We start from the raw sequence: 17,451 nt of genomic DNA, 5'->3' as shown, positions 1-17,451 counted from the left end.
ACTCTCCTTTATAAAAAATAAGATAATGCTCTGCCTAGCCATTCCGCCGGGCGCTGTCTAAACGTACGCTCTTTGAATTTCTCCTTTGTCAGCAGCTCCGACCTATTAATATCCTCTTCAATCGTGGCATAGACTTCTTTTGTAAAAGCCTTATCATCGATTTCAACATTCACCTCTTCATTTAAAAAAAAGCTTCGCTGATCAAAATTGGCTGTGCCGATGATGCTGAAGTGATCGTCAATGATCAGGGCTTTCACATGATAAAACCCCTGGTAAAAACGGTAGATAAGACAGCCGGCATCCAAGAGCTCCGAATAATACGTAAAAGCTGCCTCTCTGACCAGCGGATGATCTGATTTCATCGGCACAATGATCGTAACCGCTACACCGTTTTTTCTTGCTTTGACCAATGCCTGCTGAATCGGTTTTGTCGGAATATAGTAAGGTGTGCAAATGGTGATGTGGTCTTTTGCCTGCGCGATATTAGCCAAATACGTTTTTTCAAGAGAATAACCATCAGTCGCATAAATCTGATGAGAGATATTCCCTTGCGGAAGCTCCGGCCAAACTTCCGGATCCAGTTCAGCTGATCCGGTATTCCGTTTCAGATCGGTTGTAAAAAGCGTCTGAAGATCGTGGACACCTTCTCCCTTCATGCGCAGGTGATAATCCTCCCAATTGCCGAATTTCGCCTTTTTTCCAAGGTATTCTTCACCGATGTTAAACCCGCCGATATAACCGATTCTTCCGTCTATGACAGCGATTTTTCGGTGATTTCGTTTTTGCATATGGAAAAAGAAAAAAGGAAAACGGGGCTTGTTAAGAAAATGAACATGAACCCCGGCATGTTTCATCGTCTCCAGCGCCGGTTTTTTAATGTTTTGGCTGCCTGACCAATCCAGCAGCAAATAAACAGAAACACCAGCTTTAGCTTTAGCTTTCAGCAGCGTAAACATATTGTGGCTGACCTCATCATTTTTCATAATAAAAAACATCACGTGAACAGAGGAAACGGCCTGGCGGATGTCTTCCATCATCCGTTCGACAAGATCAGCGCCGCAGTGGATCATTTCGATATCACTCTTCTTTTTCGAAAAAACAGGCTCGTACGCGTTTTTTTTATAAACGGCGCGACCCATGAAGATATCAAGCAGAATAAAAGTCAATAGTATGATGACAATGATGAGGATTACAAAAAATATCTTCATTCCGGCACTCCTTTCCGTAGTAAAGGTAGTGTGCCCGAACAGCAGGAATTTAATTATTGACTGAACACTCATTCATTATTTATCATAAAGATAATCTTTAACAGATTCGAGGGTAGGGGATCGCGGTCTTTATCAGTAAAAAGGGGGAATTAAAATGAGCGGCTTTCTCATCGCAAATGCATTGTTATTTCTGATTGTAACCGCTTACGCTGTCTATTTGTTTATCTACTTGGTTAAAACGAGACTGGCCTACATCAGGCTTGGGCAGAAAGAACACTTTGATCAACGGATTAAGGAACGGCTTCGCGCCATATGGGTAAATGTATTCGGACAGAAAAAACTGCTCAAGGACAAGAAAAGCGGAATCATTCACATCATGTTTTTCTACGGATTTATTTTGGTTCAGTTCGGAGCAATTGACTTTATCATCAAAGGACTGGCCCCCGATCGGAATCTGCCGCTTGGCCCTGTCTATCCCGCCTTCACTTTTTTTCAGGAGATCGTTACATTTCTCATTTTAATTGCTGTGGGCTGGGCATTCTACAGACGTTATATCGAAAAGCTCGTCAGGCTGAAACGCGATTTCAAAGCAGGACTCGTTCTTATTTTTATCGGAGGATTGATGCTGACCGTTCTGGCTGGAAACGGGATGAACCTGATCTGGCATGAGCACGGGCTTTCGTGGAGCGAGCCGATTGCATCAGGTATCGCGTTTTTGCTTAGCGGAGTCGGGGAAACAGGTGCGGCGGTCATTTTCTATATCGCATGGTGGGTGCACCTTCTGTTTTTGCTGAGCTTTTTAGTGTACGTGCCTCAGTCGAAGCATGCCCACTTAATCGCCGGACCGGCAAATGTCTTTTTCAATAGAATGGAGTCACCCGGTAAGCTTGAAAAAATTGATTTTACCGACGAAACGAAAGAAAGCTACGGAGCGGGAAAAATTGAAGATTTCCGGCAGTCCCAGCTGCTTGATCTGTACGCATGCGTCGAGTGCGGCCGCTGCACCAATATGTGCCCAGCAACAGGCACCGGAAAAATGCTGTCGCCGATGGACTTAATTTTGCGTCTCAGAGACCATCTCACTGAAAAAGGCGCCGCCGTCACCTCGCGCTCGCCATGGGTGCCCGCGGCAGCGTTCCGGCACACAAGAGGCAATCAGCTGGCTGCGGCGTCAGCGGGCAGCGGATCGCAGGAAGCCGCGGCAGCGCTAGATTACAATCCGAGCTTGATCGGAGACGTCATTACAGAGGAAGAAATTTGGGCGTGCACCACTTGCCGGAATTGTGAGGATCAATGTCCGGTTATGAACGAACACGTGGATAAAATCATCGACCTTCGCCGCTACCTCGTTTTGACAGAAGGAAAAATGGATAGTGATGCACAGCGCGCCATGACCAGTATCGAGCGGCAGGGAAATCCGTGGGGCCTCAACCGCAAGGAACGCGAAAATTGGCGTGACGCGGCGCCGGATGTTGAGATTCCGACCGTAAAAGAAATGAAAAAAGAAGGGAAAGAATTTGAATACCTGTTCTGGGTCGGTTCCATGGGGTCTTACGACAACAGAAGCCAGAAAATCGCGATTTCTTTTGCCAAGCTGCTCAATCACGCCGGCGTGTCCTTTGCGATCCTCGGCAATAAAGAAAAAAATTCAGGAGACACGCCGCGCCGCCTTGGAAATGAATTTTTATTCCAAGAGCTGGCTGAGAAGAATATCTCTGAATTTGAAAAAAATCATGTCAACAAAATCGTTACGATCGACCCCCATGCATACAATTTATTTAAAAACGAGTATCCTGATTTCGGCTTTGAAGGCGAGGTTTATCATCACACAGAGGTGTTGGCTGAGCTGGTGAGGAACGGAAAATTAAAACCGCGGCACCCGCTTCAAGAGGCGATTACCTTCCACGATTCATGCTATTTGGGCCGCTACAACGAAGTTTATGATCCGCCGAGAGAGATTTTGAATGCCATTCCGGGCGTGCAGCTAATTGAAATGGAGAGAAGCAGGGAAACCGGCATGTGCTGCGGCGCCGGCGGGGGGTTAATGTGGATGGAGGAAGAAACAGGCAACAGGATTAACGTCGCGAGGACAGAGCAAGCGCTCGCGGTCAACCCATCGGTGATCAGCTCAGGCTGTCCTTACTGTCTCACGATGCTCGGGGATGGCACAAAGGCGAAAGAAGCCGAAGACAAAGTCAAAACGTATGACGTCGCCGAGCTTCTGGCCCAATCTGTCTTAGGTGCTGATATGAAAATGGGGGAGAAGCCATGAAGTTTTCATTATCAGAAGAACACGAGATGATCAGGAAATTGGTGCGTGATTTTGCGAAGCATGAGGTGGCCCCGACAGCCGCAGAACGCGACGAAAAAGAACGCTTCGACCGTGAGCTGTTTCGGGAAATGGCGAATCTGGGGCTGACGGGAATTCCATGGCCTGAAGATTATGGGGGAATCGGAAGTGACTATCTGGCCTACGTCATCGCGGTGGAGGAACTGTCGAAAGTGTGCGCCTCCACCGGTGTGACGCTTTCCGCCCATATCTCTCTTTGCAGCTGGCCGCTGTTTGCCTTTGGGACGGATGAGCAGAAGACAGATCATTTGACACAACTGGCCCTAGGAGAGAAAATCGGCGGTTTTGCTTTGACCGAAGCAGGATCCGGCTCTGACGCCGGCGGCATGAAAACAACTGCTGAACAAATCGGCGATGACTATGTGTTAAATGGCTCAAAAGTGTTTATTACGAACGGCGGCATCGCGGATATTTACATTGTTTTTGCAGTCACCGATCCCGAGAAAAAGAAAAAAGGCATTTCCGCTTTTATTGTAGAAAAGGAATTCGAAGGTTTTTTGACAGGCAAGAAAGAAAAGAAGCTGGGCATCCGTTCGTCTCCGACAACGGAAATCATGTTCGAAGATTGTGTTGTACCTGCAGCAAACCGTCTCGGAGAAGAAGGGGAGGGTTTCAAAATTGCCATGAAGACGCTTGACGGAGGCAGAAACGGCATTGCTGCTCAAGCCGTGGGCATCGCACAGGGAGCGCTTGATGCGGCGCTTCAATACGCAAAAGAGAGAAAGCAATTCGGAAAATCGATCGCAGAGCAGCAGGGCATTGCTTTTAAACTCGCGGATATGGCTACAATGATAGAAGCTTCAAGGCTATTGACCTATCAGGCGGCATGGCTGGAATCATCAGGCCTTCCATATGGAAAAGCTTCCGCCATGTCCAAACTGCTGGCGGGGGATACGGCAATGAAGGTGACGACCGAAGCCGTGCAGATTTTCGGCGGCTATGGCTATACAAAAGATTATCCGGTTGAACGCTATATGCGTGATGCAAAAATCACGCAAATCTATGAAGGCACTCAAGAAATTCAAAGACTTGTCATCTCCAGAATGCTCGCGGAATAACGCAAAACATCTATCAGTCGGAACACTCTTGTAAAATTATTTAAATTAACGCTGTTAAGGGTAGCATATTCTGTTTTATTTTGTTTATAATGAGAGGTATGGTTTGTATAAGAACGATACAAAATCGCTTTCATTAATGATAAAACAGATACATATAAGTAATAGAAAGGGAGTGTCCGACCTTGGGTATCAAACAATATTCACAGGAAGAGCTAAAGGAAATGGCTTTAGTTGAAATCGCTCACGAATTATTTGAAGAACATAAAAAACCAGTTCCTTTTCAGGAGCTTTTAAATGAAATTGCGTCTTTGCTCGGCGTGGCAAAAGAAGAGCTTGGAGACCGCATCGCTCAATTTTATACAGATTTAAACATTGACGGCCGCTTCCTGGCGCTTTCTGACCAGACTTGGGGACTTCGCAGCTGGTATCCGTATGATCAGCTTGACGAAGAAACGCAGCCGACCGTCAAGGCGAAAAAGAAAAAAGCCAAGAAAGTAGTCGAAGAAGATCTTGACCTTGACGAGTTTGAAGAGATCGATGAAGACGACATTGATTTAGATGTAGTCGAGGAAGAACTTGATATTGAGGCTGACGATTTTGACGATGAAGATCTTGATGAAGACGACGATGATCTAGAGATCGAAGAGGATATTATTGATGAAGATGATGAAGATGATGAAGATCTTGATGATGAAGATGAGGATCTCAAATAGTAATAGATCATCTTTAAAACAATCTTGACTTTCAAAGTCGAACTATGTAGTATGTATTTTGGGCTCTTCAAAAACGAAGAGAGAACATAGTGCGTTATGCTCCCTTTCAAGAAATTGAAAGGGAGCTTTCTTATTTTCACCCCTCATTTTTCTTATAAATCATTTAAAAGGCTAAATGATTTTCTATAAAACAGTACATTTTAAACATGTAGCTATGAGCGAAGAGAGGAGCAAACGAAATGACGAAATATATTTTTGTAACCGGGGGAGTCGTATCCTCGCTTGGAAAGGGTATTGTAGCAGCTTCATTGGGGCGTTTGCTGAAAAACCGCGGACTGAACGTGACGATTCAAAAATTTGATCCATACATTAACGTCGACCCGGGAACGATGAGCCCATACCAGCACGGTGAAGTATTCGTAACGGATGACGGCGCAGAAACAGACTTGGACCTTGGTCACTATGAGCGTTTTATCGACATCAACCTGAATAAATTCAGCAACGTAACAACTGGTAAAATTTATTCAACAGTTCTTAAAAAAGAACGACGCGGAGACTACCTTGGCGGAACCGTACAGGTTATCCCGCACATCACAAACGAATTGAAAGACCGTGTTTACCGTGCGGGGAAAGAAACAAACGCGGATGTCGTCATTACAGAAATTGGCGGTACTGTCGGAGATATCGAATCACTGCCATTCCTTGAAGCGATCCGCCAAATGAAGAGCGACATCGGCCGTGAAAATGTAATGTACATCCACTGCACGCTTGTTCCTTACATTAAGGCTGCGGGCGAATTGAAAACAAAACCGACACAGCATAGCGTAAAAGAATTACGCAGCTTGGGCATTCAGCCAAACATCATCGTCGTGCGTACAGAAATGCCGATTTCTCAAGATATGAAAGATAAAATCGCGCTATTCTGCGACATCGATACAAAAGCGGTGATCGAGTGTGAGGATGCGGACAACCTTTACTCCATTCCGCTTGAACTTCAAAAACAAGGGCTTGATAAGCTTGTTTGCGAGCACATGCAATTGGCATGCAAAGAAGCTGAAATGTCAGAGTGGAAAGAGCTTGTTAACAAGGTTAGCAATCTGTCTCAAACGATTACGATCGGCCTTGTCGGGAAATACGTTGAGCTTCCTGACGCATACATCTCTGTTGTCGAGTCTCTCCGCCATGCGGGTTATGCGTTTGACACAGATGTAAAAGTGAAATGGATCAATGCAGAAGAAGTGACAGAAAGCAACATCCAGGAGCTCACAAGCGGAACGGACGGTATTATCGTGCCGGGCGGATTCGGAGACCGCGGTGTTGAAGGCAAAATCGTTGCAACCAAATACGCGCGTGAAAACAATATTCCATTCTTGGGTATTTGCTTGGGTATGCAGGTTGCGTCTATTGAATACGCACGTAATGTATTGGGCTTAAAAGGTGCTCACTCTGCGGAAATTGATCCGTCAACTCAATACCCAATTATTGACCTTCTTCCTGAACAGAAGGATGTTGAGGATCTTGGAGGAACGCTTCGTCTCGGCCTTTACCCTTGTAAGCTTGAAGAAGGCACGAAAGCCTTTGAAGTGTATCAGGATGAAGTGGTGTACGAGCGTCACCGCCACCGTTATGAATTCAACAACGAATTCAGACAGCAAATGGAAGATCAAGGCTTCGTATTCTCAGGCACAAGCCCTGACGGACGCCTTGTTGAAATCATCGAGCTAAAAGATCACCCTTGGTTCGTGGCTTCTCAGTTCCATCCAGAATTCAAGTCCAGACCGACGAGACCTCAGCCTCTATTCAAAGGCTTTATCGGAGCGTCTGTCGAAGCTGCAAATCAGAAGTAATTAAAAAAGACTTGCCGTTTGTCAATAGCGGGCAAGTCTTTTTTATTTGTTTCCTGCAAGATACAGCATGTACAATAAGATATTATGCATACTCTTGCAGAATTTCTTTTAATGTAAACGATAAAGCATGGTAGACATACAGTGCTGTCATTAAAGAGGGAAATCCATAACGGGTGCCGTCTTCATCGGGAACGAGCGGCATTTTTAATTTAGAATCAATATGCACATCGCAATATTGTTCAATTCCCGTACTGTCTTTGGCTGCCGGCGATACGCATACGACTCCCGTACCTTTTTCATAAAGCTCTTTCGCGAGCGCCTGCTCTTCGGCTGTGCCGGTCCCTGAGCAAAACATCAGCACTCTGTCGCTTTCTGTCACTTCCTCAGCGCTTTCTGGAAAGGCTTTGACAGATGGGAAGGGTTCGCTGCTTTCGGTCGCCTCATAAAAGACGCCCTGAAGCTCATTAGCTCCGTATAAATAAATGGAATGTCCGCTGATCACTGCTTGAGCAAGCAGCCGCGCCCCATCTTCAATCGCGTCAGATTCCTTATCCTGAATGCGGGAAAAAATACCTGTTAACTGCGTCGTAAATATTTTCAACATAAGTGAATCCTCCTTTATAACGTACAATATCAGTATACAGCAAAAGAGAAAATGCTCAGAAAATGTCGTAAAGTAGACTATTATAATTAAAGGAAATAGGAAAATCAAACAGAATACATACACTACTGCTTACTTTTGACGAAAATCATAACATTGGGGTGTAAAATGATGAATGAAAAAATTTTAATCGTTGATGATCAATACGGTATACGTATTTTGCTTAACGAAGTATTCAATAAAGAAGGCTACCAGACGTTTCAGGCTGCAAATGGCCTGCAGGCGCTTGACATCGTGACAAAAGAACGGCCCGACCTTGTGCTTCTGGACATGAAAATTCCCGGCATGGACGGTATCGAAATCTTAAAACGGATGAAGGTCATTGACGAGAACATCCGTGTGATTATCATGACGGCATACGGAGAGCTCGACATGATCCAGGAATCAAAGGAACTGGGCGCTTTGACGCACTTTGCGAAGCCGTTTGATATCGATGAAATTAGAGACGCCGTGAAAAAATATCTGCCCCTGAAGTCTAACTGACAAAAAGAAGAAACAAATGAATCATGTCATTGTGTTGCCGATTTGTCGAAAAGTTGGTATTCTAGTTATGGAGAAAAAGCGATCTGGTATTTACATATGACAGCAATAGATGGGTCATGCTAGGGTGGAAAGCTTTTTTCGCTAGAAGACAATCAGGCTACATAAGGAGGACATTCGACATGCCTTTAGTTTCTATGACGGAAATGTTGAATACAGCTAAAGAAAAAGGTTATGCTGTAGGACAATTTAACTTAAACAACCTTGAGTTTACTCAAGCCATTTTACAAGCAGCTGAAGAAGAAAAATCTCCAGTGATCCTTGGTGTTTCCGAAGGTGCGGGACGCTACATGGGCGGCTTCAAAACAGTCGTTGCTATGGTAAAAGCACTTATGGAAGAGTACAAAGTGACAGTTCCTGTTGCGATTCACTTAGACCACGGTTCAAGCTTTGAATCTTGTGCGAAAGCGATTCATGCAGGTTTCACATCTGTAATGATCGACGCTTCTCACCATCCATTTGAAGAAAACGTAGCAACAACTTCTAAAGTTGTTGAGCTTGCTCATTTCCACGGAGTATCTGTAGAAGCTGAGCTTGGAACAGTCGGCGGACAAGAAGATGACGTTATCGCTGAAGGCGTAATCTACGCTGATCCTAAAGAGTGCCAAGAGCTTGTTGAGCGCACTGGCATCGACTGCCTTGCACCTGCACTAGGTTCTGTTCACGGCCCTTACAAAGGTGAGCCAAACCTTGGCTTCAAAGAGATGGAAGAGATCGGAAACACAACTGGTCTTCCGCTAGTTCTTCACGGCGGTACTGGAATTCCGACTGCTGACATCAAAAAAGCAATTTCACTTGGTACAGCTAAAATCAACGTGAATACTGAAAACCAAATTTCTTCTGCAAAAGCTGTTCGCGAAACATTGGCAGCTAAGCCTGACGAGTACGATCCACGTAAATATCTTGGACCAGCTCGTGAAGCGATCAAAGAAACAGTTATCGGTAAAATGCGTGAATTTGGTTCTTCAAACCAAGCTTAATTCAATTGGAACGTTTATAGCCGCCTGACAGCTTGACAGGCGGTTTTCCGTCTATCTTTAGAAAGCGCAATCATATTCGCAGTTCAGAAAATTTCTTAATCAGGGAGGCTTTTGAAAATGTTATTCTTTGTTGATACAGCCAATATTGATGAAATTAAAGAAGCGAATGAACTAGGAATTCTTGCCGGTGTAACCACGAATCCTAGTTTAGTAGCGAAAGAAGCTAACGTATCATTCCACGACCGTCTTCGCGAGATCACAGACGTCGTGAAAGGCTCTGTAAGCGCAGAGGTTATTTCTTTGAAAGCTGAGGAAATGATCGAGGAAGGAAAAGAACTGGCGAAAATCGCTCCGAACATCACGGTGAAGATCCCGATGACGTCTGATGGCTTAAAAGCGGTAAGAGCACTTACTGACTTAGGCATCAAAACAAACGTCACATTGATCTTCAATGCTAACCAGGCGCTTCTCGCTGCCAGAGCTGGGGCAACGTATGTATCTCCATTCCTGGGACGTTTAGATGACATCGGCCACAACGGACTTGACCTGATTTCAGACGTCAAAGCGATTTTTGACATTCACGGTCTTGACACGCAAATCATTGCAGCGTCAATCCGTCATCCGCAGCACGTGACAGAAGCGGCTCTAAGAGGGGCTCATATCGGCACAATGCCGCTGAAAGTCATTCATGCGCTCACTAAGCATCCGTTAACAGACAAAGGAATTGAACAATTCCTGGCAGACTGGAATAAATAATCGCAAAGGGCGGCAAACAGCTTATATGCCTGTTTGCCGCAACCTTTGTTTTCACCGTCTGATACAGCGGACCTACAGATGTTGACGCCGCTTTACAGAGAAGGAATCATTGGGCTGCAGAAGCTGATATCGGAATGAAGGGTTTGCGTACTGCTTTTGCCGGATGACGATGATGTCTCTCGAGCCGGCGGGTCTCTGTGCAACTATCGAAACCTGTCCCCCGCAAAGCTTCGCTATTTTCTTCTTGATATTTTACAATGTGTTGTATTCTTTCTCTTCGAATTGGCTAGATTTTGGACATGAGCTTTATTTGCAGAGACAGAATAAAATGACATTTTATCTAGCTCCGCAGCTATCTTCTTATGGAAGGAGACTATCATGGAAAAGTTGAATATTGCCGGCGGTGACTCGTTAAACGGTACAGTACATATCAGCGGCGCTAAAAATAGTGCTGTTGCATTAATACCTGCAACCATTTTGGCAAATTCCGAGGTGACAATTGAAGGGCTTCCAGAGATTTCAGATATTGAAACGCTGCGTGACCTGTTAAAGGAAATCGGCGGCAACGTGCATTTTGAGAATGGGGAAATGGTTGTTGACCCCACGTCGATGATCAGCATGCCGCTACCTAACGGGAAAGTAAAAAAGCTTCGCGCGTCGTATTATTTAATGGGGGCAATGCTCGGCCGCTTTAAGCAGGCCGTCATCGGATTGCCCGGCGGCTGCCATTTAGGGCCCCGTCCGATTGATCAGCATATCAAAGGCTTTGAAGCGTTAGGGGCAGAAGTGACCAATGAACAAGGTGCTATTTATTTGCGTGCTGAAAGGCTGAGGGGCGCACGTATTTATTTAGATGTCGTAAGCGTAGGGGCAACCATTAACATTATGCTTGCCGCTGTTTTGGCAGAAGGAAAAACGATTATCGAAAACGCTGCCAAGGAGCCTGAGATCATTGATGTCGCGACACTGCTTACCAGCATGGGAGCCAAAATCAAAGGTGCGGGAACCAATGTGATCCGAATTGACGGTGTGAAGGAACTGCACGGCTGCAAGCATACAATCATACCGGACAGAATTGAGGCCGGGACATTTATGATTGCGGGAGCTGCAATGGGCAAGGAAGTTATTATCGATAATGTGATTCCCACTCATCTTGAATCGTTAACGGCAAAGCTGAGAGAAATGGGCTATCATATCGAAACAAGCGACGACCAGCTTCTCATTGTCGGCGGGCAGAAGCACTTAAAGCCGGTTGATGTCAAAACCCTTGTTTACCCGGGCTTTCCGACTGATTTGCAGCAGCCGATGACGGCGCTCCTGACAAGAGCAAAAGGGACAAGCGTCGTAACAGACACCATCTACTCGGCAAGATTTAAGCATATTGATGAGCTGAGACGGATGGGTGCCAATATGAAAGTAGAAGGCAGATCTGCCATCATCACTGGTCCTGTCGAGCTTCAAGGCGCAAAAGTGAAGGCGAGCGATCTGCGTGCTGGAGCCTGCCTGGTGGTAGCCGGACTGATGGCTGACGGTGTCACGGAAATTACGGGTCTGGAGCATATTGACCGCGGATACAGCAGTCTTGAAAAGAAGCTTGAGGGGCTTGGAGCGACAATCTGGCGTGAAAGAATGACTGACGAAGAAATAGAACAGCTTCAAAATTCATAATGGTTTCTTGTGAGAGGAGATCGTGTTGAAATGGAAAGAAGTTTATCAATGGAATTGGTACGTGTGACCGAAGCTGCGGCATTGGCATCTGCTAGATGGATGGGCCGGGGAAAAAAAGATGAGGCTGATGAAGCGGCAACGAGCGCAATGAGAGACGTTTTTGATACAGTTCCGATGAAAGGGACCGTTGTGATCGGTGAAGGCGAAATGGACGAAGCGCCGATGCTGTATATCGGGGAAAAACTCGGAAACGGGTACGGCCCGCGCGTCGATGTCGCAGTTGATCCTCTTGAAGGCACAAACATCCTAGCAAGCGGCGGCTGGAATGCGCTGACGGTTATTGCGGTAGCAGATCACGGCACGCTTCTGAATGCTCCTGACATGTATATGCAAAAAATCGCAGTCGGTCCGGAAGCGGTGGGCTGCATTGATATTGAAGCACCTGTCATTGATAATCTTAAAGCGGTGGCAAAAGCGAAAAACAAGGACGTTGAGGACATTGTTGCCACAATCTTAAACCGTGAAAGACACGCAAACATTATTTCTGAACTTCGTGAGGCCGGCGCCAGAATCAAGTTGATCAATGATGGCGATGTCGCAGGCGCCATCAACACGGCTTTCGACCACACGGGTGTTGACATCCTGTTCGGATCTGGAGGAGCCCCTGAAGGTGTGCTTTCTGCTGTTGCGTTAAAAGCGCTGGGCGGAGAAATTATCGGTAAACTCCTTCCGCAAAGTGATGAAGAAATCACACGCTGCCATAATATGGGGCTTGATGTAAGCAAAGTCCTACGTATGGAAGACCTTGTGAAGGGTGATGACGCAATTTTTGCAGCTACCGGGGTAACGGACGGTGAGCTATTAAAAGGCGTTCAATTCAAAGGCTCTGTCGGCACAACTGAAAGCTTAGTTATTCGTGCAAAATCAGGCACTGTCCGTTTCGTTGACGGCAGACATAGCCTGAAAAAGAAACCAAATCTTGTAATCCGTCCATAGCATAGAAAATGCGGGTGTGAGCCCGCTTTTCTTTTGCAGAAAAGCGTCAACTCTATCAATTCCGTGTCAAAACCTTATTACAGTTGAATAATCTTTTGAAATAAGGTAAAAATAAAGAGTGCTGCGATTTTTACTGCGTAATTCCTTCTTTTAAGCACTAGGAAAGTTTCAATTTCTACCGCATACAGACGATATAAGTATTGATCTTCTCATGTATTTGTCCTCGCTTCCTTCAAAACTCATTAAGACAATCCTTTTAACAAAAGCGCCGATCATGGGTGGAAGTGTTACCGATAGAAGTTCCTTTATGTTAAAAAAGAATGTGCTTTGGCGGATGTTGTGCAAAAGCAGCAGATTACATGTGCAAGTAAGATATTGACTATGAAAAGCGTGGTGTTTTTATGAAAGACGTATCTATTTCTTCTTTGGAAAATATGAAATTGAAAGAACTTTATGAACTTGCAAGACATTATAAAATCTCCTATTACAGCAAACTGACAAAAAAAGAACTCATTTTCGCCATTCTGAAAGCAAATGCAGAACAGGAAGATCTGCTGTTTATGGAAGGTGTTCTTGAGATCATCCAGTCCGAAGGTTTCGGTTTCCTGAGACCGATCAACTACTCTCCAAGCTCAGAGGATATTTACATCTCAGCTTCACAAATCCGCCGTTTCGATTTGCGGAACGGAGACAAAGTATCAGGCAAGGTTCGCCCGCCAAAAGAAAATGAGCGTTACTATGGACTTTTGCACGTTGAAGCAGTAAATGGGGATGATCCCGAATCAGCAAAAGAGCGTGTACATTTCCCGGCTCTTACACCTCTTTATCCAGACCGTCAAATGGTGCTTGAAACAAAGCCGAACTTCTTGTCTACAAGAATAATGGACATGATGGCGCCGGTTGGATTTGGACAGCGCGGTTTGATTGTTGCGCCTCCAAAAGCCGGAAAAACGATGTTGCTGAAGGAAATTGCCAACAGCATTACAGCAAACCAGCCTGAAGCAGAGCTAATCGTGCTTTTAATCGACGAAAGACCAGAGGAAGTGACCGATATCGAGCGCTCTGTAGCTGGGGATGTCGTCAGCTCAACGTTTGATGAAGTGCCGGAAAACCATATTAAAGTGGCCGAGCTTGTGCTTGAGCGCGCGATGCGTCTCGTGGAACACAAAAAAGATGTCATCATCCTGATGGACAGCATCACACGACTTGCCCGCGCCTACAACTTAGTGATTCCGCCGAGCGGAAGAACCCTTTCCGGGGGGATTGACCCTGCAGCGTTCCACCGTCCAAAACGCTTCTTCGGGGCTGCGAGAAATATCGAAGAGGGTGGCAGCTTAACGATCCTTGCTACGGCTCTTGTTGATACAGGATCACGTATGGATGATGTCATTTATGAAGAATTCAAGGGAACAGGCAACATGGAGCTTCACCTTGACCGTTCTCTGGCAGAGCGCCGCATCTTCCCGGCCATCGATATCCGCCGTTCGGGAACGCGCAAGGAAGAGCTGCTTGTGCCTAAAGAGCACCTTGATCGTTTATGGTCTATCCGCAAAACGATGTCTGATTCACCTGATTTCGCAGAAAAATTTATGAGAAAAATGAAAAAAACCAAAACAAACCAGGAATTTTTCGATATTCTCAATCAAGAATGGAAACAGGCAAATCTATCATCTGCTAGACGATAAATTGTATTTGCAAAAGAAGTAAATCACTGATATAATTTTCTCATATGCGTTTCGGACAATGCTCCGAAATAATAACTCTGTTTCCACACGGGATTCAGGGCGGAAGGAGATGGATACAATGAAAGCAGGAATTCATCCTAATTTCAAAAAAGCAACAGTTAAATGCGCTTGCGGAAATGAATTTGAAACAGGCTCAGTAAAAGAAGAGGTACGCGTTGAGATTTGCTCTGAATGCCACCCATTCTACACTGGCCGTCAAAAATTCGCTTCTGCTGATGGTCGTGTTGATCGCTTTAATAAAAAATACGGTCTTAAGTAATAATAGATTTTTCAACAGGCAAGGAGCAATCTTGCCTGTTTTTTATATTGTCTAATATACACAGCTGGCAGAGAGGAGAGCGACGCCTATGTACATAATGAAACAAAGCGGGTGGCTTGAGCTGATTTGCGGCAGCATGTTCTCGGGGAAATCTGAAGAGCTGATCAGAAGAGTAAAGAGAGCGACTTACGCCAAGCAGGAAGTCAGGGTATTTAAACCTGTGATTGATAATCGATACAGCGAAGATGCTGTTGTCTCCCATAATGGAACATCAATGACAAGCTTTTCTATTTCTTCTGCTGCTGACATTTGGGATCACATCAGTGAGAGTACGGACGTAATTGCGGTTGATGAAGTGCAGTTTTTTGATGAGGAAATTGTTGAGGTTTTATCATCTCTAGCCGATAAAGGCTACCGTGTGATTGCGGCGGGCCTTGATATGGATTTTAGGGGAGAGCCGTTCGGCGTCGTCCCGAGTATTATGGCGATTGCAGAAAGTGTGACAAAGCTGCAAGCCGTCTGTTCTGTCTGCGGATCACCGGCCAGCAGAACACAGCGCCTGATTGACGGTAAACCTGCTTCTTACGATGATCCGGTCATTTTGGTGGGCGCATCCGAATCGTATGAAGCAAGATGCAGACATCACCACGAAGTCCTTGGAAAATCTAAAAAATAGTCCAAAACATGGGTCTAAAGATAGAAAACACCGGCGAAAAACACCGGTGTTTTTTCTATATTCTGATAATATACAATTAAAAAATTTAATTAAGTGTATTAAAAAATTAACTAATTTTCTTCCCTTGAATTTTGATTTGGACAGGCATACAATAGCTTACGTAATGTAAATAGTTTTGAGACATTGTTCGAATAATTGTCACAAAGTCGCATAAAGATCATGATCGGTATTTTTTAGATGGGATATTACTTAACCTGATTAACTATTTCAAGAAAGAAGGAGATTTGCTTGAATAACATAAAAAAAACGAAAGAAGGCCACTTAGAAACAACTCTTAGAGGAAAAGAAGTTTTATCTATTCCTACTTTGAATAAAGGTGTTGCTTTTTCAATAGAAGAAAGACAAGAGCTTGGCTTAGAAGGACTTCTGCCGCCGACTGTACTTTCTCTTGATCAACAAGCACAACGCGCATACGAGCAATTTCAAGCGCAGCCTGACCGCCTTCGTCAAAATGTTTACTTAAGTGATCTTGCAAACCGTAACGAAGTTCTTTTCTATAAATTGCTGAAAAACCATCTTCGCGAAATGCTTCCTGTTGTTTACACACCAACAGTTGGTGAAGCGATTCAGGAATACAGCCATGAATATAGAAGACCTCAAGGTGTCTACTTGTCAATCGACAATATTGACGGTATTGAAAAAGCTTTTGAAAACCTTCATGCGACAGCAGGCGATATTGATCTTATCGTTGCCACTGACTCTGAAAGTATTCTCGGTATCGGTGACTGGGGTGTAGGCGGTATTAACATCGCAATCGGTAAATTGGCGGTTTACACTGCAGCAGCTGGTATTGACCCTAGCCGTGTTATCCCGGTCGTACTTGATGTCGGTACAAACAACGAAAAACTTCTGAACGATCCTTTATATATTGGTAACAAGCATGAACGTGTTCAAGGCGAACGCTATGAAGCTTTCATTGACGCTTATGTAAAAGCAGCTTTGAAATTCTTCCCTAAAGCACTTCTTCACTGGGAAGACCTTGGTAACAAAAATGCACGCAATATCATGAAAAAATACAACCATGAAATTCTTACATTTAATGATGATATCCAAGGTACAGGTGCGATCACACTCGCTGGTGTGCTTGCCGCTATGAAGAAAACTGGTGCTTCTATTAAAGATCAGCGTGTTGTTGTCTTCGGTGCTGGTTCTGCTGGTATCGGTATTGCCGATCAAATCCGTGACACAATGGTGCTTGCTGGATTATCTGAAGAAGAAGCTAACAAACGCTTCTACACAATTGATTACAGAGGCTTGCTGACTGAAGAAATCGAAGGCATCCTTGATTTCCAAAAACCATATCTTCGCAGTACAGATGAAGTAAAAGACTGGAAACATGATGAAAAAGGCCAAATTCCATTCGATGAAGTGGTTCGCCAAGCGAAACCAACTATCTTGATTGGTACTTCAGGGGTTTCAGGTGCGTTCACAGAGGAAATTGTGAAAGAGATGGCATCTCACGTAGACCGTCCGGTTATCATGCCGATGTCTAACCCGACTCACCTTGCAGAAGCAGTTCCTGAAGATCTGTTCAAATGGACTGACGGAAAAGTGCTTATTGCAACAGGAAGCCCATTTGACAATGTAGAATACAACGGTGTTTCTTATGAAATCGGACAATCTAACAACGCATTCGCGTTCCCTGGTCTTGGTCTTGGTTCAATTGTAGCTGAAGCGCGTATCATTACGCCTGCTATGTTTGCTGCAACTGCTGATGCAATTGCTGAAATGGTAGATCTTGAAACACCTGGAGCAGGTTTGCTTCCAAGCATTGACAAGCTTCAAGAAGTTTCTATTCAAGTTGCGATTGCTGTTGCTGAAGCAGCTATTAAAGACGGCGTAGCAAATCGTCAGCCAGAAGATGTGAAACAAGCGGTTCTTGATGCAATGTGGACACCGGAATACAAAAAAGTCATCGCGAAATAATTAGCGAG

The 17,451-nt window shown here is 44.9% G+C and carries 15 protein-coding genes and 1 pseudogene; 14 read left to right on the top strand and 2 right to left on the bottom strand.

From position 1 onward, the window contains the following. Positions 1 to 8: 8 nt before the first annotated feature. Positions 9 to 1,208 (bottom strand): cardiolipin synthase, encoded by a 1,200-nt coding sequence (cls, locus tag Q3W56_RS16380; protein ID WP_302896208.1) that lies wholly within the window; start codon positions 1,206 to 1,208, stop codon positions 9 to 11. A 154-nt stretch (positions 1,209 to 1,362) separates the two neighbouring features. Between cls and Q3W56_RS16375 the strand changes: the two genes are divergently transcribed. The 4 genes from Q3W56_RS16375 (at position 1,363) to pyrG (ending at position 7,176) form a co-directional block, all read left to right on the top strand. Continuing rightward, positions 1,363 to 3,480, top strand: a complete 2,118-nt coding sequence (locus Q3W56_RS16375; protein ID WP_302896207.1) for a heterodisulfide reductase-related iron-sulfur binding cluster — start codon at positions 1,363 to 1,365, stop codon at positions 3,478 to 3,480. Continuing rightward, the gene (gene acdA / locus Q3W56_RS16370; RefSeq protein ID WP_302896206.1) at positions 3,477 to 4,616 is read left to right on the top strand and encodes an acyl-CoA dehydrogenase AcdA; all 1,140 of its coding nucleotides are present in this window, start codon (positions 3,477 to 3,479) and stop codon (positions 4,614 to 4,616) included. The genes Q3W56_RS16375 and acdA overlap by 4 nt, the downstream gene beginning before the upstream one ends. Positions 4,617 to 4,798: 182 nt before the next feature. Further along, a complete protein-coding gene (rpoE, locus tag Q3W56_RS16365; protein WP_302896205.1) occupies positions 4,799 to 5,329 on the top strand; it encodes a DNA-directed RNA polymerase subunit delta in 531 nt (176 codons plus the stop codon). 239 nt (positions 5,330 to 5,568) lie between these two features. Further along, entirely contained in the window at positions 5,569 to 7,176 is a 1,608-nt protein-coding gene (gene pyrG / locus Q3W56_RS16360) for a glutamine hydrolyzing CTP synthase (RefSeq protein ID WP_019716050.1), read from the top strand. 82 nt (positions 7,177 to 7,258) lie between these two features. On the opposite strand, the gene Q3W56_RS16355 is transcribed toward pyrG, so the two are convergent. Beyond that, positions 7,259 to 7,780 (bottom strand): DUF2529 domain-containing protein, encoded by a 522-nt coding sequence (locus tag Q3W56_RS16355; RefSeq protein WP_302896204.1) that lies wholly within the window; start codon positions 7,778 to 7,780, stop codon positions 7,259 to 7,261. 165 nt (positions 7,781 to 7,945) lie between these two features. On the opposite strand from Q3W56_RS16355, the gene spo0F reads away from it, so the two are divergent. The 10 genes and pseudogenes from spo0F to malS all read left to right on the top strand — a co-directional run bounded on the left by spo0F (position 7,946) and on the right by malS (position 17,443). Further along, positions 7,946 to 8,320 (top strand): sporulation initiation phosphotransferase Spo0F, encoded by a 375-nt coding sequence (spo0F, locus tag Q3W56_RS16350; protein ID WP_003227621.1) that lies wholly within the window; start codon positions 7,946 to 7,948, stop codon positions 8,318 to 8,320. 179 nt (positions 8,321 to 8,499) lie between these two features. Continuing rightward, positions 8,500 to 9,357, top strand: a complete 858-nt coding sequence (locus Q3W56_RS16345) for a class II fructose-bisphosphate aldolase (RefSeq protein WP_019716048.1) — start codon at positions 8,500 to 8,502, stop codon at positions 9,355 to 9,357. 117 nt (positions 9,358 to 9,474) lie between these two features. Further along, complete coding sequence (gene fsa / locus Q3W56_RS16340; RefSeq protein ID WP_019716047.1) at positions 9,475 to 10,113, top strand: fructose-6-phosphate aldolase; 639 nt, start codon at positions 9,475 to 9,477, stop codon at positions 10,111 to 10,113. A gap of 378 nt (positions 10,114 to 10,491) precedes the next feature. After that, positions 10,492 to 11,781: a UDP-N-acetylglucosamine 1-carboxyvinyltransferase gene (locus tag Q3W56_RS16335; protein WP_014115520.1), complete on the top strand. Its 1,290-nt coding sequence runs from the start codon at positions 10,492 to 10,494 to the stop codon at positions 11,779 to 11,781. Between the two features lie 30 nt (positions 11,782 to 11,811). After that, complete coding sequence (gene glpX / locus Q3W56_RS16330) at positions 11,812 to 12,777, top strand: class II fructose-bisphosphatase (RefSeq protein WP_302896203.1); 966 nt, start codon at positions 11,812 to 11,814, stop codon at positions 12,775 to 12,777. Between the two features lie 211 nt (positions 12,778 to 12,988). Beyond that, positions 12,989 to 13,182 (top strand): annotated as a pseudogene (locus tag Q3W56_RS16325) (hypothetical protein). Then, a complete protein-coding gene (gene rho, locus Q3W56_RS16320) occupies positions 13,179 to 14,462 on the top strand; it encodes a transcription termination factor Rho (RefSeq protein ID WP_003221939.1) in 1,284 nt (427 codons plus the stop codon). The pseudogene Q3W56_RS16325 and the gene rho overlap by 4 nt, the downstream one beginning before the upstream one ends. Positions 14,463 to 14,580: 118 nt before the next feature. Next, positions 14,581 to 14,781, top strand: a complete 201-nt coding sequence (rpmE, locus tag Q3W56_RS16315; RefSeq protein WP_003151132.1) for a 50S ribosomal protein L31 — start codon at positions 14,581 to 14,583, stop codon at positions 14,779 to 14,781. Positions 14,782 to 14,869: 88 nt separating this feature from the next. After that, positions 14,870 to 15,457, top strand: a complete 588-nt coding sequence (locus Q3W56_RS16310) for a thymidine kinase (protein WP_302896202.1) — start codon at positions 14,870 to 14,872, stop codon at positions 15,455 to 15,457. Positions 15,458 to 15,745: 288 nt separating this feature from the next. Next, on the top strand, positions 15,746 to 17,443 hold the full coding sequence (malS, locus tag Q3W56_RS16305) for an oxaloacetate-decarboxylating malate dehydrogenase (RefSeq protein ID WP_302896201.1): 1,698 nt from the start codon (positions 15,746 to 15,748) through the stop codon (positions 17,441 to 17,443). Positions 17,444 to 17,451 lie beyond the last annotated feature (8 nt).

Origin of the sequence: Bacillus sp. C28GYM-DRY-1 (assembly GCF_030519405.1) — a bacterium.
In the GTDB taxonomy this organism is placed as follows: Bacteria; Bacillota; Bacilli; order Bacillales; family Bacillaceae; genus Bacillus; species Bacillus spizizenii_A.
This window is presented reverse-complemented; position numbering and strand designations above follow the sequence as displayed.